The sequence below is a fragment of the Pseudomonas sp. R76 genome, assembly GCF_009834565.1.
Lineage (GTDB): Bacteria > Pseudomonadota > Gammaproteobacteria > Pseudomonadales > Pseudomonadaceae > Aquipseudomonas.
In genome coordinates this window covers 2,619,950-2,643,196 of the sequence record NZ_CP019428.1, presented here as the reverse complement: position 1 = coordinate 2,643,196, position 23,247 = coordinate 2,619,950, and the positions used below count along the sequence as shown (strand labels likewise).

The 23,247-nt window shown below is 61.1% G+C and carries 15 protein-coding genes; 8 read left to right on the top strand and 7 right to left on the bottom strand.

All coding sequences use genetic code 11. The annotated features are described in order from the left end of the window. Window positions 1–16: 16 nt before the first annotated feature. The 3 genes from PspR76_RS12185 to PspR76_RS12175 form a co-directional block, all read right to left on the bottom strand. Window positions 17–1,462: a mechanosensitive ion channel family protein gene (locus PspR76_RS12185; protein ID WP_159955505.1), complete on the bottom strand. Its 1,446-nt coding sequence runs from the start codon at window positions 1,460–1,462 to the stop codon at window positions 17–19. A 179-nt stretch (window positions 1,463–1,641) separates the two neighbouring features. After that, a complete protein-coding gene (locus PspR76_RS12180; RefSeq protein ID WP_159955503.1) occupies window positions 1,642–2,508 on the bottom strand; it encodes a pirin family protein in 867 nt (288 codons plus the stop codon). 76 nt (window positions 2,509–2,584) lie between these two features. Continuing rightward, on the bottom strand, window positions 2,585–3,790 hold the full coding sequence (locus PspR76_RS12175) for a multidrug effflux MFS transporter (RefSeq protein ID WP_159955501.1): 1,206 nt from the start codon (window positions 3,788–3,790) through the stop codon (window positions 2,585–2,587). A gap of 103 nt (window positions 3,791–3,893) precedes the next feature. Here PspR76_RS12175 and PspR76_RS12170 point away from each other — a divergent pair, with 103 nt between their 5' ends. The 4 genes from PspR76_RS12170 to PspR76_RS12155 all read left to right on the top strand — a co-directional run bounded on the left by PspR76_RS12170 (window position 3,894) and on the right by PspR76_RS12155 (window position 13,466). Further along, window positions 3,894–5,000 carry an efflux RND transporter periplasmic adaptor subunit gene (locus tag PspR76_RS12170; protein WP_159955499.1) on the top strand — a complete coding sequence of 369 codons (1,107 nt, stop codon included), beginning with the start codon at window positions 3,894–3,896 and terminating at the stop codon, window positions 4,998–5,000. Between the two features lie 2 nt (window positions 5,001–5,002). Then, entirely contained in the window at window positions 5,003–8,086 is a 3,084-nt protein-coding gene (locus PspR76_RS12165; RefSeq protein ID WP_159955497.1) for an efflux RND transporter permease subunit, read from the top strand. A gap of 146 nt (window positions 8,087–8,232) precedes the next feature. Continuing rightward, window positions 8,233–13,050, top strand: coding sequence for an RHS repeat-associated core domain-containing protein (locus PspR76_RS12160; protein ID WP_159955495.1), 4,818 nt, complete (start codon window positions 8,233–8,235; stop codon window positions 13,048–13,050). Beyond that, a complete protein-coding gene (locus PspR76_RS12155; RefSeq protein ID WP_159955493.1) occupies window positions 13,050–13,466 on the top strand; it encodes a hypothetical protein in 417 nt (138 codons plus the stop codon). Before PspR76_RS12160 ends, PspR76_RS12155 begins: the two co-directional genes overlap by 1 nt. A 245-nt stretch (window positions 13,467–13,711) precedes the next feature. Here PspR76_RS12155 and PspR76_RS12150 read toward each other — a convergent pair whose 3' ends face one another. The 4 genes from PspR76_RS12150 to PspR76_RS12135 all read right to left on the bottom strand — a co-directional run bounded on the left by PspR76_RS12150 (window position 13,712) and on the right by PspR76_RS12135 (window position 17,592). Further along, complete coding sequence (locus tag PspR76_RS12150) at window positions 13,712–14,941, bottom strand: M20/M25/M40 family metallo-hydrolase (protein ID WP_159955491.1); 1,230 nt, start codon at window positions 14,939–14,941, stop codon at window positions 13,712–13,714. Between the two features lie 49 nt (window positions 14,942–14,990). Next, on the bottom strand, window positions 14,991–16,049 hold the full coding sequence (locus PspR76_RS12145) for a diguanylate cyclase (RefSeq protein WP_159955489.1): 1,059 nt from the start codon (window positions 16,047–16,049) through the stop codon (window positions 14,991–14,993). 80 nt (window positions 16,050–16,129) lie between these two features. Continuing rightward, a complete protein-coding gene (locus tag PspR76_RS12140; RefSeq protein ID WP_159955487.1) occupies window positions 16,130–16,762 on the bottom strand; it encodes a LysE family translocator in 633 nt (210 codons plus the stop codon). Then, window positions 16,759–17,592 carry a sugar phosphate isomerase/epimerase family protein gene (locus PspR76_RS12135; protein WP_159955485.1) on the bottom strand — a complete coding sequence of 278 codons (834 nt, stop codon included), beginning with the start codon at window positions 17,590–17,592 and terminating at the stop codon, window positions 16,759–16,761. The genes PspR76_RS12140 and PspR76_RS12135 overlap by 4 nt, the downstream gene beginning before the upstream one ends. Window positions 17,593–17,715: 123 nt before the next feature. On the opposite strand from PspR76_RS12135, the gene PspR76_RS12130 reads away from it, so the two are divergent. From PspR76_RS12130 to PspR76_RS12115, 4 genes are all read left to right on the top strand, one after another. Then, on the top strand, window positions 17,716–19,110 hold the full coding sequence (locus PspR76_RS12130) for an aminotransferase-like domain-containing protein (protein ID WP_159955483.1): 1,395 nt from the start codon (window positions 17,716–17,718) through the stop codon (window positions 19,108–19,110). 144 nt (window positions 19,111–19,254) lie between these two features. Further along, entirely contained in the window at window positions 19,255–19,995 is a 741-nt protein-coding gene (locus PspR76_RS12125) for a response regulator (RefSeq protein ID WP_159955481.1), read from the top strand. Further along, the gene (locus PspR76_RS12120) at window positions 19,992–21,296 is read left to right on the top strand and encodes an ATP-binding protein (RefSeq protein ID WP_159955479.1); all 1,305 of its coding nucleotides are present in this window, start codon (window positions 19,992–19,994) and stop codon (window positions 21,294–21,296) included. The genes PspR76_RS12125 and PspR76_RS12120 overlap by 4 nt, the downstream gene beginning before the upstream one ends. Before the next feature lie 176 nt (window positions 21,297–21,472). Continuing rightward, window positions 21,473–22,555, top strand: a complete 1,083-nt coding sequence (locus tag PspR76_RS12115) for an LLM class flavin-dependent oxidoreductase (RefSeq protein WP_159955477.1) — start codon at window positions 21,473–21,475, stop codon at window positions 22,553–22,555. The last annotated feature ends 692 nt before the right edge of the window (window positions 22,556–23,247 follow it).

Genomic DNA, 23,247 nt, shown 5'->3' with positions numbered 1-23,247 from the left:
GGGCGCCTTGAATGGCTTAAAGCCCGCGACTGCGCAACCACTGTAAAAAGCCTTTTTTGACCGGCACCACGGGCGTTTCCTGGGTCATTGCCTGCGCCGCATGCACGCGGAAATCCAGCAGCGCCTTCATCGCCTCGCTGATGTCATGCCGCGCATCCAGGCAGGGTTTCAGGTATTCCTTCTCGATGCGGTACAGCGTGCAAAAGGTCTTGGCGGAAAAGTCCGCCAGCGTTGCCTGATCGGACAGAATGCCCGCTTCGCCAATGACCTCGCCCGGGCCCATGCGCCCCGCTTCGAACTTGTGGCCACCCTTGATCAACATCACCGAGACCACGCCGGATTCGACGATAAACAAATGATCGCTGACCTCACCGGCCGGCAGAATCATGTCGCCGGGGCGGTAAGTGTGCAGGGTCATGTTCTGGCTGAAGGTGTCTTTCTCTTCCTGGCGCAGCGTGGAGAAAATCGACGAACGCTCCAGCAGCGCCCGCGCCCCGGACAACGCCGCCGGTGTGTTGCCTTCGGTGGCGGACAACAGGCCCACACCCGCCGCCTGCAAATGCCGGAACGCCAGGTCGTAAAGCTGGTTGCGCACTTCGCGCTTGAGGGTCATGGCTGGCACAAAGCCGCTGATTTCATATTCGACGCCGCCGCTGGCGGACGTCTTGAACGCCACACTCGGCGCAGGCTTGGCCAGCAGCGGCCGGCAACCTTGCATGGCGCGCTCCAGCGCTTCGATCACGGTTTGCGGGCGCGCATGCGGGCTGACTTGCAGGCTGACCGCCAGGCCGAACATGTCCGCCGGGCGCGAAAAGTTGATGATCTTGGCCTTGGCGGCCAGGGAATTGGGGATCACCGCCATGCTGCCCTGGGAGGTTTGCAGGCGCGTGGCGCGCCAGTCGATGTCGGTGACGCGGCCTTCGGTGCCGTCGATGGAAATCCAGTCATCCAGCTGATACGGCTTGGTGGTGTTGAGGACAATCCCGGAAAACACGTCGCTCAAGGTGCTCTGCAACGCCAGGCCAACGATGATCGCCACCGCGCCGGAGGTGGCGAGCACGCCCTTGACCGGCAAGTCGAGCACGTAGGCCATGGCGGCGATGATCGCGATGAGGAAAATCACCGCGCCCATCAAGTCCTGCAACAGCCGCCCGCCGTGGCCGACGCGCTGCATCATCAGTGTGCCGAGCAACACCGTGAGGGTGCGCGCAGCGAACAGCCACCAACCGATCTGCAACGCCGTGGCCGCCAGGTGCAAGGCGGTGTTGTCGGCATACGGCGCGAGCTGCATGGGGTTCATGCCGTCGTTGAACAGCACGGCGCTGTACACGGCAAAAATCGCCAGACGCGCCGCCAGTTTCCAGTTGGCGAGGTTGGCGGAAATAAGGCGCCACACGGCGATGTCGATAAAGATCAGCGCCACGGCGCATAACATCGGGTGATCGGCGATAAATGAGGGCATCCAGGCGACTCCAGGGCGAATGCTCAGAAGATCGCATGAATCGGAGATGTCGGGTATAGCGCAGAGCAAAATGTGGGAGCGGGCTTGCTCGCGAAGGCGGTGTATCAGTCACAGAAGTTTTGACTGACCTACCGCTTTCGCGAGCAAGCCCGCTCCCACAAGGGTCTTGCGGCGAGCAGTTAGATTTGCATTTGTCCGAAACGGCCGGACTGGTAATCAGCAAACGCCTGATGAATTTCCTGCTCGGTGTTCATCACGAACGGGCCATGGCCGACGATAGGTTCATCAATCGGTTCACCGCTGAGCAGCAGCACCTTGGCGTCGTCGTTGGCCTCCAGGGTGATGTGCTCGCCGTCGCGTTCGAACAACGCCAGTTGCCCTTGGCGCGCCACTTCCTCGCCATTGACCAATACCGTGCCGCGCAGAATCACCAGCGCGGTATTGCGCCCGGCGTGCAGGTCCAGCGTCAGCGCTTTACCCGCGTTCAGGCGCAAGTCCCACACGTCAATCGGCGTGAAGGTACGCGCCGGCCCTTGAGTACCGGCGAATTCACCGGCAATCAGGCGCAACTGCCCGGCGTCGTTGGCCAGCGGCAGCACTGGGATATCGCCGTCGACAATGGTCTGGTAACCGGCGTCGGCCATTTTGTCCTTGGCTGGCAGGTTGACCCACAGCTGCACCATCTCCAGCGCCCCGCCGCTGCGGGCAAAGGCTTGGGAGTGAAACTCTTCATGGATGATGCCTTTAGCGGCCGTCATCCATTGCACATCGCCAGGGCCGATGGTGCCACCGGCGCCGGTCGAATCACGGTGCTCGACTTCGCCGTCATACACGATGGTCACGGTTTCAAAGCCACGATGCGGGTGCTGGCCTACACCGCGACGTTGTTCGGTGGGCGTGAAATCGGCGGGGCCGGCGTGGTCCAGCAACAGGAACGGGCTGATGTGCTTGCCCATGGCGTCGTAGGAAAACAGCGTGCGCACCGGGAAGCCATCGCCGACCCAATGGGCGCGGGGGCTGGTGTAGATACCGATGATTTTTTTCATGGTGTTCCTCCAGGTTGGCTACACCATAAGTCCGCCAGCCTTGGAGTACTAGCCGGCAAAAGCGGCCCTGATCGTCCTACGTATAGGACAATCCCTTGACTGGGCGTTGGCGCAGCAGGTGGAACGCGACAAACGCCGTGACCGCAAAACTGGCCTGAATAATGATCATCGGCGTGGCGCTGCCATCGCGTAAATGGCTCAGCAACAGGCCGCTGCACGTGGCACCGAACATCTGCGAAAAACCCATCAACCCCGCCGCCAAACCGGCGCGGTGTGCGTTGGGCATCACCCCGCCCGTCACCGAACCCGGCAACACCAGGCCACCGCCGAGGGTGACCAGGGCCACCGGAATATCCACGCCCGGCACCGACAGGCCGAACAGCTCATACACCAGCACCGCCGAGATCCCGCCGATAGCCACCAGCGTCACGCCCATCGCTACAATCCGCTGCGGCCCCAGGCGCAAGATGTTGCGCCGGGTGTAGGTGGAACCGACGATCAGCATCGACACAATCACGCCAAAATTGATGCCGTACTCCAGGCTGCTGAAGCCCAGCAGGTTAATAAACACCGCCGATGACCCGGCAATCACCGCGAACATCGCGCCATAAGTGCACGCCAGGGCCACGGCGTATGCGCGGTATTGACGGCCCTTGAGCAGATCCAGGTACTGCCCGCCAAGGGTGCGCCAATGGCCGGCCTTGGGGTCGAGGTAATGGTTACTCTCGCGAAAGAACAGCAGCGCCCACACCAGCACCACACTGCCAATGATCAACGCCAGCACGATCGGCGCATGCCAGCCCAGCAGCTTGATCAGCAGCCCGCCAATCATCGGCGCGACGACGATGGCGTAGAGCATGCCGATCATGGTCAGGGCCAGTGCCGGCCCCGCTTCGGCCTTCCACACATCGCGCACCACAGTACGCGCCAACACCAGCGCAGCGCAGGCGCCGAGGCCTTGCAGCACGCGGGCGGCGATGAACTGGCCGATGTCATTGACCAGCAACATCGCCAAGGTCGCCAGCACATACAACACCAGGCCGCCGATCAGCACCGGGCGGCGGCCAATACGGTCCGACAGTGGCCCGAACAGCAACTGCCCAAGGCCGAATGCAGCGACAAACGCCGACAGCGCCATCAACGCCAAGCCTGCTGGCGCCGCCAGCGCCTGCTCGATGGCGCCGAGGCCAGGGATGATCAGCTGGGTCGACACTTCACCCAGTGCCGTGAGGGCCACCAGTAAAAACAACACGCTTCGCGAGGGGGCCGGGGCGTTTGCCATGAGGAATATCCGGGGGCTGGATTAATTTATATTTCGACCATAATATGCGTAAAAAATTATGTCCGTAATTTTTTGCCTAATGGTCACCCTCCTGGAGCCCGCCATGAACCCTCTTACCCCGCGTCTTCTCACGCCCCTGGCCCTGTTGATCATCCTCAGCGGCTGCAACAGCCAGGCCGACACCACCGCCGAAGTGCCACCGCCGCGTCCGGTTCTGGCCGCCAAAGTGGAAGCGGCCGGCACCCAACAAAGCGCCTATACCGGCGTGGTGGCGGCACGCACCGAAAGCGACTTGGGCTTTAGGGTCAGCGGCAAAGTCATCGAACGCAAGGTCGACCCCGGCCAGCATGTGTCCCATGGCGATACCCTATTGGTGCTGGACATCGGCGATTTTGAACTGGCCCTGCGCTCGGCCAGGAACCGCGTAAACGCCGCCCAGGCGCAACTGCGCCAGCGCCGAGATGATGAAAACCGCTACCAGCGCCTGGCCAACACCGGCGCGGTGTCGCGGCAGATCTTCGACCAGTCGGCGACAGACCTGCGCGTCGCCGAAGCCGAGTTGGCTGCGGCGCAATCGGATGCCAGCCAGATCGAAAACCGCCGCACCTACTCGGTGCTCAAGGCCGACGGCGACGGCATCATCACCGATGTGCGCGTAGACCGCGGCCAAGTCGTCGCCGAAGGGCAAATCGTCGCGCGCCTGGCCCATGACGGCGCCCGCGAAGCCATCGTCAACCTGCCGGAAAACCAGCGCGACCAAGCCTCGCAAAAAGCCCTGGCCTTCCCCTTCGGCGCGCCGGACCAGGCCGTGACCGCCACGCTGCGCGAGCTGTCCGCCAGCGCCGACCCGACCACCCGCACCTACCGCGCGCGCTACGTGTTGCACGGCGCCGTCGAGCGCTTCGCCCTCGGCTCGACCATCACCGTGCGCCTGCAAGGCAACGGCCAGGCCCAGCAAACCCGCGTGCCCATCGGCGCCTTGCAAGACGCAGGGCTTGGCACCGGCGTGTGGCTGATCGGTGATGACGACAAGGTCAGCTTCGCGCCCGTCAACGTCGTCAGCCTCGGCCAGGAAGACGCCCTGATCGACAGCGGCCTCACCCCCGGCCAGACCATCGTCGCCCTCGGCGCTCACCTGCTGCACAGCGGCGACGCGGTGCGCCTGCTGCCCGCCCAGGCGCTGGCCCTCAACCGTAAACAGGACCACTGAGCATGCGCGGCATTAACCTTTCCGAACTGGCGGTGAAACACCGCGCCGTCACGCTGTTTCTGATCATCGCGATTCTCGCCGCCGGGATCTTCTCGTTCGGCAAACTGGGGCGCGCTGAAGACCCGTCGTTTACCGTCAAGGTCATGACCATTACCGCCGCCTGGCCCGGCGCCACCGCCGATGAAATGCAGGAGCAAGTCGCCGACCGCCTGGAAAAACGCCTGCAGGAACTCGACTATTACGACCGCGTCGAGACCATCGCCCAGCCGGGTTTTGTGTCGATGCGCATGACCTACAAAGAGTCCACGCGCCCGAGTGAAATCCAGGACCTGTTCTACCAGACCCGCAAAAAGCTCAGCGATGAAGCCGCGAAACTGCCCAAGGGCGTGATTGGGCCGTTTTTCAACGATGAATATTCCGACGTTTACTTCGCCCTTTACGCACTGGAAGCGGAGCACTTGCCGCACCGCCAGCAAGTGCAAATGGCCGAAGAGCTGCGCCAGGGTTTGCTCAACCTGCCCGGCGTGAAAAAGGTCAACATCCTCGGTGAGCAGGCCCAGCGGATCTTCGTCGAGTTCTCGTATGAACGCCTGGCAACGTTGGGCATCAAGCCGGACCAGATCTTCGCCGCCCTCGCCGCGCAGAACGCCGTGGCGCCGTCGGGCTTCGTCGAAACTGCCGGCGCGCGCGCCTATATCCGCATCGACGGCGCGTTCGACAGCCTGGCGTTGATCGAAAACGTACCGCTGGAAGTCAATGGCCGCGTGCTGCGCATTGCCGATGTGGCCACGGTCAGCCGTGGCTATGAAGACCCGCCCAGCTACCGCATCCGCCACCAGGGCGACCCGGCGTTGATGCTCGGCGTGATCATGGAGAAGCACTTCAACGGCCTGGAACTGGACAAAAGCCTCAAGGCCCAGGAAGCCAGAATTCAGGCCGACCTGCCGCTGGGGGTGAACTTCGCCAAGGTCTCCGACCAGGCCAAGAACATCAGCCTGGCGGTGAATGAATTCATGCTGAAATTCTTCGTCGCCCTGGCCGTGGTGATGATCATCAGCCTGTTGGCGCTGGGCTTTCGCGTCGGCTTGGTGGTGGCCGCAGCGGTGCCACTGACCTTGTCCGTAGTGTTTGTGATCATGCTGCTCACCGGGCGTGAATTCGACCGCATTACCCTCGGCGCGCTGATTATTTCCCTGGGCTTGCTGGTGGACGACGCGATCATTGCCATCGAGATGATGGTGGTGAAACTCGAGGAAGGCTTTGATCGGATTCACGCCGCCACTTTCGCCTGGAGTTCCACCGCCGCGCCGATGCTGACCGGCACGCTGGTGACGATCATTGGCTTTCTGCCGGTGGGTTTTGCGCGTTCGGGCGCGGGCGAATATGCCGGCAATATTTTCTGGATCGTTGGCTTTGCGCTGATTTCGTCGTGGCTGGTGGCCGTGGTGTTTACGCCCTACCTCGGCGTGAAACTGCTGCCGCAGATCAAGCCGGTGCCGGGTGGCCACGATGCCATTTACGCCGGGCGTTACTACCAGAAACTGCGTGGTTTAGTCGAAGCCTGCGTGCGCAGGCGTTGGCTGGTAACCGGCTTGGTCATCGCCGCCTTTGTGGTGTGCGGCTTGGGCATGGGCGTGGTGAAGAAGCAGTTCTTCCCCAACTCCGACCGTTCCGAGTTGATTCTTGAGGTGTATATGCCGCCCGGCAGCGCATTCAAAAGCACCGAGACGGTGGCGGCGCAACTGGAAAAAGCCCTGCTGCAGGAGCAGCAGACCCGCATGGTCGACACCTATGTGGGCGGCGGCGCGCCACGCTTTTTCCTGTCACTGAACCCCGAGTTGCCCGACCCGGCGTTTGCCAAGCTGATCGTGCAAACCCCGGACTCGCATGCCCGCGATGCGTTGAAAGTGCGCATGCGGGAGCGCATTGCGGCCGGTGAATTCCCGGCGGCGCGGGTGCGGGTCACACAGCTGTTGTTCGGGCCGCCTGTGCCGTTTCCGGTAGTGTTTCGGGTGTCGGGGCCGAATGTGGATGTGCTGCGCGGGCTGTCCGAGCAGGTGCGTCGCGTGGTGGCCACCAACCGGCTGACCAAGGACGCCTTCCTCGACTGGGGTGAGCGCACCAGCGGTTATCGCCTGGTGCTGGATCAGGACCGCCTGCGCTTGTTGGGTTTCACCCCAAACGAGGTCAAATCGCAGCTCAATGCCTTGCTCAGCGGCAACCCGATTACCGAGGTGCGCGAAGGCAACCGCACCGTGTCCGTGGTCGCCCGCGCGCAGGGCAGCCAGCGCGAAAACCTCGGCAACCTCAACAACATGACACTGACCAACAGCGCCGGCACTTCGGTGCCACTGGCCCAGGTCGGGCATTTCCAGGCGGTCATGGAAGAGCCGATCCTCAAGCGCCGCAACCGCGCGAGCACCGTGGAAGTGCGCGCCGACATCATCGACGGCGTACAACCGCCCGACGTGGAAATGGCCGTGTACAAAGACCTGCAACCGCTGATCGCCAAACTGCCTGCCGGTTACCAGATCGACATCGGCGGCCCGGTGGAAGAAAGCGCCAAGGCCAACGTCGCCCTGGCCGCACTGTTCCCGATCATGATTCTGCTGACGCTCACAGTGATCATGTTCCAGGTACGCTCGTTCGGCGTGATGTTCATGGTCTTCGCCACCGCGCCGCTGGGCTTGATCGGCGCCGTACCGACCTTGCTGCTGTTCAACCAGCCGTTCGGGTTTAACGCGATTCTCGGCCTGATCGGCATCGGCGGCATCCTGATGCGCAACACGCTGATCTTCACCGACCAGATTCGCCAGAACCAGGAACACGGCATGGCGATTCGCGAGGCGATTATCGAAGCCACCGTGCGCCGCGCACGGCCGGTGATTTTGACCGCGCTGGCGGCGGCGCTGGCGTTTATCCCGCTGACGCTGTCGGTGTTCTGGTCTTCGTTGGCCTATGTGCTGATTGGCGGCGTGCTGGTGGGCACGGTGTTGACGCTGTTATTCCTGCCGGCGCTGTGCAGCCTGGTGCTTGGGCGGGAGCGGACGAAGACTACTGAAACATCCCACGCCACAGCCGGATAAGCTCTACAGATATCGCTTGAAAACCTCTGCAAAGTCCTTCGCCTGATCACACAGTGCGAGGGATTGCAGATGGTTTTTTGTGTTGGAACCCCTGTTGATGGGGCTGTCGCTTGAACCCGGTCATTGGCAGGCTGGCCCTGGCTCCAATGGATGCAAAGACGGTCGATGTTGAAACCGTCTTGCGCGACTTTCGGCAATGCCTGAACACCTTTGACCAATGGGCTTCGAGCTTCTGGAGCTTTTCGGCGCTGGAGGTCGAGCAGGTGTTCAAGGTGGGCGATGAAGTGGCGCTGGTCGCGCCCATCACCCGCTCTCTTTATCCCAGCAGCACCGTCGCCACCTGCCAGGCCAACGGCACCTTGACCCTGGTGCACATGTTCCAGAGCACACGGTTTGTGCCCATCGGCAACACGCCGGTGATACTGCAACGCGTCGACCCCAACGGCGGCCCACTGGGCGAGCCGATCCGCAAGACCATCGGCCCCAGCGGCATTCTCGAAATCACCGAGTGTGATCGTAACCAGCAGTACCGAATCAGTTTTTATCCCAACGTTTCCCAGGATCACGTCAAGGCGCTGTATGCGTCTTATCAGGCGGTGATCGCGGCGCTGGAAGCGCGCCTGCGCGACGAGTGGAACAACAGGTTCCAGGCACAGTGGAAGGACTATACCGACGCGACCCCGCTGGACCGACGCAGGATGCTGGAAGCGGCGTTTCTCAGCGGCATGGGCAAAGCGCTGTACAGCCTGTGGGACAACATAACGCAGCTGTACGACCTGTTGGCGGACATCAAGCCCAACAGCGAGAAATTGCTGCAATACCTCTCCCAAACCGAGCTTGATGAACTGCTGAAGCTCGGCAACGACACGATTGCCAACGGCCTGCTGGTGCTCAGCGATGAGCCGCTGTTGTTCATTTATGTGTCGGCGATGGTCAGCTGGATGCGCATGCTGCCACCGCAAGAAATGAATGAGTTGATGGGGGAAATCACTGGCGAGGTGTTGATCAACCTGCTGTTGATTTGGGCGACGGCGGGCATGGGTGTGGCGGTGCGCCTGGGTACTCAGGTGATTGGGCATATCAAGTCTGGGCGGACGCGAGGTTTGCTGGAGTTGCTGGCTAAAACGTTGGTGATGCCCAAGTTGGAGCCGCATGCCGAGGTGGTTAAGCCGTTGCTGGCCAGTAGTGCGGCGACTCAGATTAAGACCGTGCCGGTTGCGCCGCTGAAGGCTGGGGAAAATCTGGTTGCGAATGCGGTGCCTGCGGTTCGTAAGAAGACCCAGCAGACGACGTTGGTGCGCCAGGAACATGTCGATGATGTGCCTGTCGCTGCGAAAAATCCCCAGGGCGATGCGGCGGCCCCTGCGGATAAAACGGCCACCAATGGCTGCCCGGTGTCGATGGTTACCGGGGAAGAATTGCTCACCCTCACCGATGGCGCGCTGGACGGGATTTTGCCGTTTGAGTGGATGCGGTTGTACCGCACCAGCGCGGTGGAAGTGGATTGCGGGTTGGGGTTTGGCTGGAGTCATTCGCTGGCGCAGCGGTTGGTGGTTTCGGGTGATTCGGTGGTTTGGACGGATCATGAGAATCGGTCGACTGCCCTGCCCTTGCCGACTGTGGCACGACCGGCGATTACCAACAGCTTGGCCGAAGCCGCGATCTATTTGGGCGATTTGCCCGATGAGCTGGTGCTGGCTCAGGCATCGCGCTTTTATCACTTCCTCGATGGTCAGCTGACAGCAATCAGTGACGCGTATGACAACCGGTTGCGGGTTATTCGTGATCGCTTGGGACGGATTGAGCGGCTGGATAACGGTGTAGGCCGGTCTTTGTTTTTGCGCTATGAGCTTGGGCGCATTGTGGCGGTGGACTATCAGGTTCATCGCGCCAAAGGCCGTGAGCCGTATGTATGGGTAACCGAGCAGAACGTCGTTTCCTACGCCTATGACGAGGCTGGGCGACTGGTTTCCGCGACCAATGCCGTAGGCGAAAGCGAGGTTTATCGGTACGACGATCAGCACGTCATTCTTGAGCGGCAATTGGCCGGTGGGGCGAGTTTCTTTTGGGAATGGGAGCGTTCCGGCAAGGCGGCGCGCTGTGTTCGGCACTGGGCCAGCTTTTCGCAGATGGATACGCGGTATGTGTGGGAGGACGGTGGCAGGGTCACGGTTCATAACGCTGATGGCAGTCAGGAAGTGTATGTCCATGACCAGCGCGCGCGGCTGGTGCAGCGGATTGATCCTGATGGCGCCGAGCACTTCAAATCCTACGACGACAAGGGCCGACTGACGGTTGAGCAGGATCCGCTGGGGGCGGTGACGGCGTATCAGTATGACGATGCTGGACGCTTGGTGGCGTTGTTTCCGGGGGAGGATGAGCCGACTTCCTACGAGCATGACAACGGGTTCGTACGGGTTGTGCGGCGCGGTGAAGCGGTTTGGAAGTATGAGCGTAATGATCAGGGCGACGTTACGCGTCAGACAGATCCTGACGGCAACGTTACGGACTACACCTACAACAAACACGGGCAACTGGTTGGGGTTTGGTATCCGGATAACGGTTGTCATCGGCTGGTTTGGAATGAGCGTGGGCAGCTCCTTGAAGAGCAACTGCCGAATGGCGGGGTTAAGCGGTATCGCTATGACGATGTTGGGCGACAGGTTGCGCGTGAGGATGAGCATGGCGCGCTGACCCAGTATCAGTGGAACGGTGTGGGTCGGTTGGTTCGTGTCGTACTTCCTGGCGGTGCAGCGCGAGAATACAGCTACAACCCGTACGGAAAAATCACCTCCGAACGTGATGAATTGGGCCACGTCACCCGCTACGAATACGCCGACGGCCTGCACCTGATCAGCCGCCGCCTCAACGCCGATGGCACCCAGGTCAACTACCGCTACGACAACACCCGGTTACTACTGACCGAGATCGAAAACGAGGTCGGTGAAACCTACCAACTTGATTACCACCCCAACGGCCTGATCCAGCAAGAAATCGGTTTTGATGGCCAGCGTACGGCGTACGTCTACGACCTCAACGGCAACCTGCTGGAAAAGACCGAACACGGCGATGACGGCAGTCAGCTAATTACCCGCTACGAGCGAGACGCTTCCGGGCGGCTCGTACGAAAAACCCTTCCCGATTCCAACGTTGTTGAATACACCTACGACCGCCAGGGCAACCTCCTCAGCGTCGATGACGGCCACTGGGCCCTGGCCTACGAATACGACAGCCAAAACCGCCTCACCGCCGACCACCAAGGCTGGGGCACCCTGCGCTACGGCTACGACGCCTGCGGCCAACTGAAGAACCTGCGCCTGCCGGACAACAACCGCCTCACCTTCAACCACGACAAAGGCGGCCACCTCGCCACCGTCGAACTGAATGGCAAAACCCTAACGTCTCACCTGTTCAACACCGGAAAAGAACGCCAACGCCAGCAAGGCCAACTGCTCAGCCACTACCACTACGACGAGCAAAACCGCCTGCACGTCCACGCAGTGACCCAGGAAGAACACAAACTCTACCGCCGCCACTACGACTACGACAAAACCGGCAACCTCACCCGCCTGCTCGACACCCGCAAAGGCGAACACCACTACCACTACGACCCCCTCGCCCGCCTGACCCGCGCCGATCATTCGCAAGACCAGCAGGAGCGCTTCGGCCACGACCCGGCTGGAAACCTGCTCATGCAAGACCGCCCAGGGCCGGACATCGTGGCGGGGAATCGGCTGGTGATCCAGGGCGATCATCATTATGACTATGACGCGTTCGGCAATCTGATCCGCCAGAGGCGCGGTAAAGGCCATCAACTCGTCACCGAGTATCGCTACGACTGTCAGCATCGGTTGATCGGCGTTACTCAACCCAACGGGAAAACGGCCAGCTATCGCTATGACCCGTTTGGTCGGCGGATCAGCAAAACCGTTGATGGGGTAACCACTGAGTTTTTCTGGCAAGGCGACAAGCTGGTTGCCGAGCATCACGCAGATCGTCATCGCAGTTACATCTACGAGCCGGACAGCTTTCGGCCGTTAGCACTGCTGGAAGGCTTTGGCCCTCAAGACACCCAGCCCTTCCACTACCAACTGGACCACCTAGGCACCCCGCAGGAACTCACCGCCCCCGACGGAGAAATCGTCTGGTCCGCGCATTACCGCGCCTACGGCCAGATCAGCCGCCTAGACATCGAGAAAATCGACAACCCGCTGCGCTTCCAAGGCCAATACTTCGACGCGGAAAGCGGACTGCACTACAACCGCCATCGCTACTACAATCCGGATATTGGTCGTTACCTGACGCCGGACCCGGTGAAGCTGGCGGGTGGGATCAATGCGTACCAGTACGTGCCTAATCCTACGGGGTGGGTGGATCCGTTGGGATTGAACTCGTGCCCTGGTGGAGATGGTTGTAAACCCACTACTGGGTTCGAAAAACCGACTGAAAAGACGAAGGTTGATCAGCGACAACCAGAAGTACCACAACCGTCACGGGAACATCGACGGGCACGAGTAGAAGAGCTTGTTGAGGCAAACGCCAAACGGCGGGTACTCGAAATAGAAGATAGGTATGACATGCATACTGTCGCCAAACACGGCCCCGAAATCACCGACCCGGCTCTGAAACAGAGGGCAATTGATGGAACAGATCCGGGCACTGGATTGCGGAGGCCAGGTGCCAGGGGAAACTTAAGCTCTCAGTTTCATAGTTGGCGGATGCAACTGAGCGCCTTGAACAAGGCCTTGACACGTAAATCGCTTGGGTTAGATCCGTTCAATGGGACAGACCACAATCGAAACCCTACACTCAAACTCGAGTTACCTGGAGCAGGACGCGGTTATCGACCTAACAGAGCAGATGCAGCAAACCCACACCTTAATGAAAACCTAAATTGGTTCGAGGTGAAGTTCGATAGAGATAGCACCGAGCCATTCACCGCATTTCCCATCGAGAAGAAGTAATGCTGAAAGATCCGTTCTTAAGTGAACCATTCGATCCGAGCCTTAAATGGTTTATAGGGGTATTTGACGTTTATGATCGAGAGCAAGAACTTGGTGAAGAGTTAGAAAAATACAACCCAGATGAAAAAGTAGACAGAGAGGTGCTCATAAGAAATCACGCTTTGAATTTGGATTACCTTTCCTACAGACATAAATTCGCTTTGATTCAGGCCCTAAAAAGCAGCCTGGATGATGAAGATTATGACTTTCAAAGCTTATTCGAGATCGGCGAAGACGAGGCGGCCTCATGGCCAAGAGCAGAATGGTATGAGCTGGAGAGCCCTAGGGACTTTTTAAATGATGTTTACCAGCTCGCTCAGATTATTTGGAAAGACGACCTCCAAAAAGCCAGCCTCGAAGACCAATCCACATGGTAAAAACACCTGCCTCACTGACACGCCGTCAAACACTGTGGCGAGCGAGCTTGCTCGCGCTGGGCTGCGCAGCAGCCCCAATCAATCCGACGCGGTTCTGAAGCCAGATCCGCGTCGTCAGTTTTGGGGCTGCTACGCAACCCAACGCAGGGCAAGCCTGCTCGCCACAACAAGCCTGCTCGCCACAAGTAGATTGCTTGCCACAGAGCCAGGCTCACGCTTAGGGAATGGCCAGCCCTGCGAACAAATCACCGCTTCGAAAGCTCCACAATCATCCGGCTAAGCAGATAAATCCGCGGCGCCACACTCTCCACTTCCGCATATTCCTCTGGGGTATGAATATTCCCCCCCACAATCCCAAACCCGTCCAACGTCGGCGTACCCACCCCGGCCGACAAGCTTGCATCCGCCGCCCCGCCGCTGCCTTCGATGGTCAACTTACGCCCCAACTCCCCGTAAATGCCTTGGGCAATTGCGACCAACTTGTCCGACTCCGGCGTTTGCGGCATCGGCGGTAAGCCGCGCAGCAAACTGGTCTTCACTTCAGTGTCCGGGATCAATTTGTTGGCTGATACACGGGCCAGGTCTTTCTCGATCCGGTCAAACTCTTCCGGCAACGCCGCGCGTACGTCGGCCTTGGCAGTGGCTTGGTCGGGGATGACGTTGGTGCGGTCACCGGCCTTGATGACCGTGAAGTTGATGGTGGTTTTCTTCTCTTCGTCGCCCAGTTTGCCCAGTTGCAGGATCTGGTGTGCGGCTTCCATGGCGGCGTTGCGACCCAGTTCCGGGGCGACGCCGGCGTGGGCGGCTTTGCCTTTGACTTCGACCACGGCGGTGGCGCTGCCTTTGCGCCATACCACCAGGCCGTCGGCTGGGCGGCCGGGTTCGAGGTTGAGGGTGACGTCGTGGCCTTTGGCGGTGGTGCGGATCAGCTCGGAGGCGGCTTCGGAGCCGGTTTCTTCGCTGGCGTCGAGCAGGAAGGTGATTTGCGCATAGTCCTTGAAGCCCTGGTTTTTCAGGACTTTCAGCGCGTAGATGCCGGCAACGATGCCGCCTTTGTCATCCATCACGCCGGGGCCATAGGCGCGGCCGTCCTTGATGTGGAACGGGCGCTCGGCGGCCGAGCCTTCCTTGAACACCGTGTCCATGTGCGCCATCAGCAGGATCTTGGCCTTGCCGGTGCCCTTGAGGGTGGCGATCACATGGCTGTTATTGGCGGCTTTGTCCGGCACCAGTTCGATGCTGAAACCCAACTGCTTCAATTCATCCACGGCGATGTCGCGCACTTGGGTCAGGCCGGGCTCGTAGCCGGAGCCCGAATCGATGTTCACCAGACGTTCCAGCAGTTTCAGGGCCTCGGCCTTGTACTGTTCGGAATCGGCCTGGATCTGTTTGTGCGGCTCGGCGCTGTAGGCCGGCACGGCGAAGGACAAGGCCAGGGTCGCGGCCAGGAGGGTACGGGAGAAGGTGAAGAGCATGGACCGATCCTTGTGTTTTTGTTGGGAGGGGCTGCGACACCCTACCCCACTAAACCGACCGCAACCAACTTCCTTGCACCGAACTCACGCGGTTACGCCCACTGCTTTTTGCCTCATACAATGCCTGGTCGGCGTCGTTGAGCCAGCTGGTGGAATCGGCATGCGCGGGTTGAAAAGGCGCCAGGCCGATGCTCAAGCTGGCGCGCAGCGTCGGGTCCTGGGCATAGGCCAGCGCGTTGAAACGATCGCGCAAGGCGTCCATCACTTCGGTGGCGCGATGCAGCGGCATGCCCGGCAGGATCACGCAGAACTCATCGCCGCCGTAACGGCCTGCAAGGTCGGTAACGCGCAGGTTCTGGCGCAGTATTTTGCTCAGTTGGCGCAGCACGATATCGCCGGTGACATGGCCGTAAGTGTCGTTGATGGTCTTGAAATGGTCGATGTCGATCAGCGCAATGGCAGCGCCGACCTGCTCGCGGCGGCAGCGTTGGAATTCGATTTCCAGATGATCCTTCCAGGCGCCGTGATTGAGCAGGCCGGACAGGCTGTCGGTGCGGCTCAGGGCAAGCAGTTCGCGCTTGTGTCGAGCCAGGGTCACGGCCTGGCGATAGCAGATCCAGCCCAGGGCCAGCGGATACACCATCAAGATCGGCAGGCAGGCGTACAGCTGGGTTTCAGTGGTCACGGCAATAAACGCCGGGGTGAACACCAGCAACGAGGCGCCGATGCCCAATGCCTGTGCCACCCAGCCCGCCAACATAAAACGCGGCCCGCCGATGGCCACATTGTTCATGGTCATCATCGACAGCGTGGTCACGCTGGGCAGCGGATTGAAGTGCATGGCGCCGACCCAGAACCCGCCGCAAAAGGAATCGAACAGCAGGTTGCGGCGTTCGCTGCGCAGTGAGTTGCTGGCGCGGCGTGACCATTGATAGGCGATGTGCGGCCAGACAAAGGCATTGATCAACATCCAGGCCCACACCCACAGTGGCGGGTGCAAGGGGTACATACCAAACACCACGCACACAAAGCCGAGCGACAATCCCAAGGCGCGCGACTTATACAACCGTGAAGCGAGCGGAAGTCCATTTCCTCCGGCGGCTGACATGGTCTGGTGTGATCCTGGATGAATGCCTGGAGTCTATCAGGGCAACGTCAAATCGCCACTACCGCTTATAGGCTAATACTTCAGTGGGAAAATCCTCGCGCCAACATCAACGCCACACCCAGTAGCAACACCGCCGTGACCCGTTGCAACATCACCCGGCGCTTGGGGTTTTCCAATACATGCTTGATGCGCTGGCCGAAATAGCAGTACAGGCAACCGCTGGCAAATTGCAGCGTCAGAAAGGTCAGCCCGAGGATGGCGATATCCACCGTTGAAGTGTGCTCCCCGGCCCCGGCAAACTGCGGGAATACGGCGCTGAACATGATGATGGTCTTGGGGTTGGAAAACCCGGTCAACAGGCCTTTGCCGAACAGGCTGCGCGCACCCTCCACGGCGCCGACCCTGTCGATTGATACGCCGCTGCTGGTCCACTGCCTGTAAGCCAGGTAAAGAATGTAGGCCACACCCACGAGCTGGAGGGTCTGGGTGATAGCGAGGTTGCCCTTGATCAATTCCGAAAAGCCCACGGCAAAGATCAGGATCGAAATCAGGTACGCCACGCTGGCGCCGATCTGCGCCGGGATCGAACTGCGCAAGCCGTCTTTCAAGCCCAGGCCCAACAACAGCAGGGTCATCGGGCCGGGGCTGAAGGTCATGGTGGCGCAAAACAGTAGAAAGTAGAGAAACGAAGAGAGCGTTAACGCGCTGGTCATGGGCCGACACCTGGGTTGGAAGAAACCACAGCGAAGGTACGCGCCAGCCCGGCCAGGGCGGCCTCCACGGTCTGGCTGCACGTTTCGAACGCCACCAGGCCTTTCCACTGGGTGTCGACGATAGCCCGCACCACGTCGGCGAAGTCGCTGGCGTCTTGCACACCGGGGTTGTTGCTGAAGGAAATGCCCTTGATCAACGCGTGATACGTGCGCAGTACATGCGCGGCCAAGCCGTTGTCGACGGCGGCATGGCCGGCGTCGAGCAAGCAGTACACATTGCTGTGCGCCTGCAGGTGTTCGAACACCGAGGCGAATTGCGCTTCGTCGGTAAATATTCGGTAGTTGACGTAGTTGGACCGGCTTTCCAGGTAGATATCCGTGCCTTTGGCCTCGGCATACTGCGCCAGCGCCCGCACCGATTTGAGGTACTGCGCCAGGGCAATCGCCTTGGCCTCCTGCACCCGTTGCGGCCCGACGATGCAGCCGCCGTGGATGATCAGCGGCGCGCCCAAACGGCTGGCAATATCGATCTCTTTTTCCACGTACTCCACCGCCGCCGCGCGGAACGCCCCGACATCGCTGCTCAGCGGCGCCTTGAAGTTGCTGTGAAAGATCGGCTGAACGCCACTTGCCGCGATCTTCGCCTGCAGGCTGGCGATACGCGCATCGGTCCAGTCCTCGGCCCTTTCGCCCAACAGGCTGCCGTCGATGTACCAGTGGGTAAAGCCACCGTCGATGGCGCTTTGCAGGCCTTTTTCAGCCGCCAGGTATTTCTGCTGGGCCATTGCGATGCAGAACGGCGCGCCGGGGTAGAGCAATTGGCTTTGCATGCGGTGCTTCCTGTCGTAGATGGCCCGCAGTCTAGAGCCACCGCCTTGCGCAAGGCAGGTAAAGCAATGCCTAATCCCGCCTTACTTCACCGGTAAAATAACCGGCAAATACCAGGAAGGTTTATGTTCGTATCCGCCATCGCCTTTGTCCAAGGCACGCCCAAGGTCCAGCAGATTGTCGAGGCGTTCAGCCAGGCCATCGAGAGCGGTGAATGGGCGCCCGGCAGCAAGTTGCCTTCGGTGCGCGAGCTGACCCTGACCTTGGGCGTCAGCAAGTTCACCCTCAACGAAGCGCTGGACCTCCTGCGCGGGCGCAGCTTGCTGACCTCCAGCCAGGGCCGCGGCTACTTTGTGGCGATGGACAGCACCCGCCCCGCGTCTGTGAACTGGGTCGACCTGCTGCCCCAGGACCTGCTCAGCGTGCTGCGCCGCCCCTTGGTGACGGCCAGCGGCGAGTTGCGCCCCGGCAGCGGCCACTTGCCGGAGGACTGGCTGAACAGCGAAGCCATTCGCCAAGCCATGCGCAGCGTGGTCCGCGCGCCGTCGCTGCGCCTTGCCGGGCTGGGTACGCCGGCCGGGCTATTGCCGTTGCGCCAGGCCTTGCAACAGAAGCTGCACGCCGATGGGCTGTCGGTGCCGGTGGAGCAAATCATCACCACGCCCAACACCGTGCAAGGCCTGGACATGCTTATGCGCCTGCTCGCACGCCCCGGCGACACGGTGCTGCTGGATGCGCCGTGCTACTTCAACTTCCACGCCAACCTGGCGCTGCACGGGGTCAAGGTGGTGACCCTGGAGCGTCGCCCCGACGGCTTTGACTTCGCCGCCCTCGAACAGCTGCTGGCCGAGCACCGCCCCAGCCTCTACCTGACCACCAGCGTGCTGCACAACCCCACCGGCCATTCCTTCAGCCCCAGCCAGGCGTTTCGCCTGCTGCAACTGACCCGGCAATACCACTGCCATATCATCGAGGACGACCTCTACGGCGACCTGCACCCCAACCCGCCGCCACGCCTGGCCGCCCTCGCCGGCCTGGACCAGGTCACTTACCTGTCGGGGTTCTCCAAAATCCTCAGCGCCAACACCCGCGTCAGCTACGTGGTGGCCGCGCCGCAACTGGCGGCTAACCTGACCAACATGAAGCTGATGAGCGGCGGCGTAACCTCGGAGCTGTTCGAGCAGCTCGTCTATCGCATGCTCAGCGAAGGCAGCTACGCCAAGCACCGCAAACGCGTGGTGCAGCGGCTGATGGAAGCCGGCGGGCGTGTCGAGCAATGGTTGAAACGCTGCGGTTGTGAGTTGCCGATGGCGTATGAAGGCGGGATGTTTATCTGGGCGCACCTGCCACCGGGCGTGAATGGCGAGCGGCTGGCCCAGGAGGCGTTAAAACGCAGCCTGGTATTGGCGCCGGGTGCGCTGTTCGGCTACGACCCGGCGCACCTCAACTTGATGCGGTTCAATGTGGCCCACAGTGATGAGCCACGGGTGCAACGGGCGTTCGAGGCCTTGCTGGGTTGAGCGACCCCGCGCGCTGGCCTGTCAGCTTTTTTGCTTCGCTGTGTATCTCATTATCGCCAGATACACTGCAATACAAAGGGCACAAGGCAAAGCCTGCGGCGATGGCTAGACTGCGGCCCATAAGCATTTAACGAGGAACGCAGCATGGATCATGTCGACCACATCCTGATCGTCGATGACGACCGCGAGATCCGCGAGCTGGTGGGCAATTACCTGAAGAAAAACGGCATGCGCACCACCGTGGTCGCCGACGGCCGCCAGATGCGCAGCTTCCTCGACACCACGCCGGTTGACCTGATCGTGCTGGATATCATGATGCCCGGCGACGACGGTCTGCAGCTGTGCCGCGAGCTGCGAGTGGGCAAGCACAAAGCCACGCCGGTGCTGATGCTCACCGCGCGCAACGATGAAACCGACCGCATCATCGGCCTGGAAATGGGCGCCGACGATTACCTGGTCAAACCCTTCGCCGCCCGCGAACTGCTGGCGCGCATCAACGCCGTGCTGCGTCGCACGCGCATGCTGCCGCCGAATCTGGTGGTGAGTGAAACCGGGCGGCTGATCCGTTTTGGCCGCTGGCGCCTGGACACCACCGCCCGCCATCTGCTCGACGAAGACGACACGCTGGTCGCCCTGAGCGGCGCCGAATATCGCCTGCTGCGGGTGTTCCTCGACCACCCGCAACGCGTGCTCAACCGCGACCAATTGCTCAACCTGACACAGGGCCGTGACGCGGACCTGTTCGACCGCTCCATCGACCTGCTGGTCAGTCGCTTGCGCCAACGCCTGCTGGATGACGCCCGCGAACCGGCCTATATCAAGACCGTGCGCAGCGAGGGTTATGTGTTCTCCCTCGCTGTGGAAATCCTCGGGGCCGAGCAATGAAGTGGCGCGTGGGCTGGCCACGCACGCTAGCATCGCAGTTGTCGCTGATCTTTCTGATCAGCCTGGTGTGCGCCCATGGGCTGTCGTTCTGCGCGCAGTTTTACGAGCGCTATATCAGCGCGCGCACCGCGATGCTCGGCAACCTGGAGAACGATGTATCCACCTCGGTGGCAATCCTCGACCGCCTGCCCGCCAACGAGCGCGCCAGTTGGCTGCCGCGTATCGACCGCCAGGACTATCACTATTTGCTGAGTGCCGGTGAGACCGGCGAGCCGATGAACAGTGATGACGTGCCAATGGCCGCCACCTCGATTGCAGACGCGCTGGGCGAGCAGTACGCGCTGACGTTTCGCGACATTCCCGGCCTGCAGAAACACTTCCAGGCGCACCTGACCCTGGCCGACGGCAGCCCGATCACCATCGACGTGCGCCCCGCCGCCCTGCCTGTGGCGTATTGGTTGCCGGTGGTACTGATCCTGCAATTGGCGCTGTTGCTCGGCTGCACCTGGCTGGCGGTGCGCCTGGCGATCCGCCCGTTGACGCGGCTCGCGCGAGCGGTGGAAACCCTCGACCCCAACGCCCCCCCCACGCCGCTGGACGAACACGGCCCGACCGAAGTCGCGCATGCGGCGGCGGCGTTCAATCAAATGCAACAGCGCATCGCCGAATACCTCAAGGAGCGCATGCAGATCCTCGCGGCGATTTCCCACGACCTGCAAACGCCGATTACGCGCATGAAGCTGCGCGCCGAGTTCATGGAAGACTGCGCCGAGCGCGACAAACTCTGGAGCGACCTGGGTGAAATGGAACACCTGGTGCGCGAAGGCGTGGCCTATGCGCGCAGCGTGCACGGCGCCACCGAAGCCAGTCATCGCATCAACCTCGATGCCTTTCTCGACAGCCTGGTGTTTGACTACCAGGACATGCACAAGCAGGTCAGCCTCAGCGGCAAAAGCTCGGTGGTGCTCGACACCCGCCCCCACGCGTTGCGCCGGGTGCTGGTGAACCTGGTCGACAATGCGCTGAAGTTCGCCGGCAGCGCGCAGCTGGAAGTCGGCTCGACCGCAGCCGGGCAGCTGTCGATCAAGGTGCTCGACCGTGGGCCGGGAATTGCCGAGGACGAACTGGTGCAGGTGCTGCAGCCGTTTTATCGGGTGGAAAGCTCACGCAATCGCGGCACCGGTGGCACCGGCCTGGGCTTGGCGATTGCGCAGCAATTGGCGGTGGCCATCGGCGGTTCACTGACCTTGAGCAACCGCGCGGGTGGCGGGCTGTGCGCAGAGATTCGGTTGAGTTTCTAGCGGCCTCGCTTAATGCGCTTTATTTATAACGCCCTGTTTAAATAATTCTGCATTTTAATACTTAGGTTAGAACCAACAGGCCTTTTACAGACCCGGCCACTGCCCTTACTTTTGACGCGAGTGACCGACCCCACGCCCGGAGGAGGTGTTGATCCCGTACTGAACAAGGACAGACCATGAGCATTGAATTTATCGGCTATATCGGCGGCCACCACGCCTCCGAGATCCACCCGCGCAGTGGCCCGACCCTGCAACCGGACTACGTCGAAACCGTGGCCCGCGCCCATGAAGAAGCCGGCTTCGACCGCGCCCTGGTGGCTTTCCACTCCAACAGCCCGGACAGCACGCTGATCGCCGCGCATGCCGCCAGCGTGACTAAAAAACTGCAGTTCCTGATCGCCCACCGCCCAGGCTTTGCCCAACCCACGCTGGCTGCACGCCAGTTCAACACCCTGGACGTGTTCAACGGCGGGCGCACGGCCGTGCACATCATCACCGGCGGCGACGACCGCGAACTGCGCGCCGATGGCAGCCATATCGGCAAGGACGAACGCTATGCGCGCACCGACGAGTACCTCAGCGTGGTGCGCCAGGAATGGACCAGCGAAAAACCCTTCGACTTCAAGGGCACGTACTACCAGGTGGAAGGCGCGCATTCGACGGTAAAGTCGCCGCAACAGCCGCATATTCCGTTGTACTTTGGCGGTTCATCAGCGGCGGCGATTGCGGTAGCGGGCAAGCATGCCGACGTGTATGCGCTGTGGGGCGAAACCTACGAGCAAGTGCGCGAAATCGTGACCCAGGTGCGTGCGGAGGCGGCCAAGCATGGGCGTACGATTCGCTTCAGTTTGTCGCTGCGGCCGATCCTGGCCGAGACCGAAGAACTGGCCTGGGCGCGTGCCGAGACGATCTTGCAGCAGGCCACGGCGCTGGCTGAGCAGAATGGGTTTGTGCGGCGTGAACCACCGAACGAGGGCTCGCGCCGGTTGTTGGCGGCGGCGGCACAGGGCTCGCGGTTGGATAAGCGGTTGTGGACGGGGATTGCGGGGTTGCTCGGTGCGCAAGGCAATTCCACCTCGTTGGTGGGCACTGCTGAGCAGGTCGCGGAGGCATTGCTGGATTACTACGACCTGGGGATTACCACTTTTCTGATTCGTGGGTTTGATCCGCTGAATGATGCGATTGATTATGGCAAGCGGTTGATTCCGCTGACGCGGCAGTTGGTGGCGGAGCGTGAGCGGGCGAAACAGGTGGCTTGAGTAACCTAATGTGGGCTCGGGTGTGGGGGGTACATATCCGTTATTTGGGTGATGGCGGGTATTGGTTCCGCCCTTACGGCGGGTCACTTTTGGAAAAGAGCCCCAAAAGTAACCAAAAGGGCTCTTGCCCCACCACTCGGCACCTCGCCTAGGCTCGGTGTGCCCTCACTCCGGCTTGAATCCGTGGGCCGCCGCGATGGGCCATCCCTGGCCCAGCGCGGCTAACCCGGCGTCCTGCCGGGTTACCCACGGATTCAAGCCTGCGTTCGGCCAGCGTGGTTTAACGGGGCGCCTAAGATCAAGATCAAAAGCAAGATCAAAAGCAGAGCACGGCGGCCTAGTAGCCGACCTGAGTGGTTGGATCAAAAGCAAGGCTGAGGCGGCCTGACAGCCGACCTGATTTTGGAGGCTTAACTCAGTCAAATGTGGGAGCTGGCTTGCCTGCGATGCAGGCACCTCAGTGCATCAGGCATAACCAGTTGATGCCATCGCAGGCAAGCCAGCTCCCACAGAAAAGCAGAGCACAGCACTCTGACGCCCGAACTCGGTAAAATTGTGGGAGCGGGCTTGCTCGCGAAGGCGGTGGGTCAGTGACAGATGAATTGACTGACACCCCGTATTCGCGAGCAAGCCCGCTCCCACATTTGGATCTCATTCCATCAGATGGATACTGTGTTGCTGTGCTTTTGCCC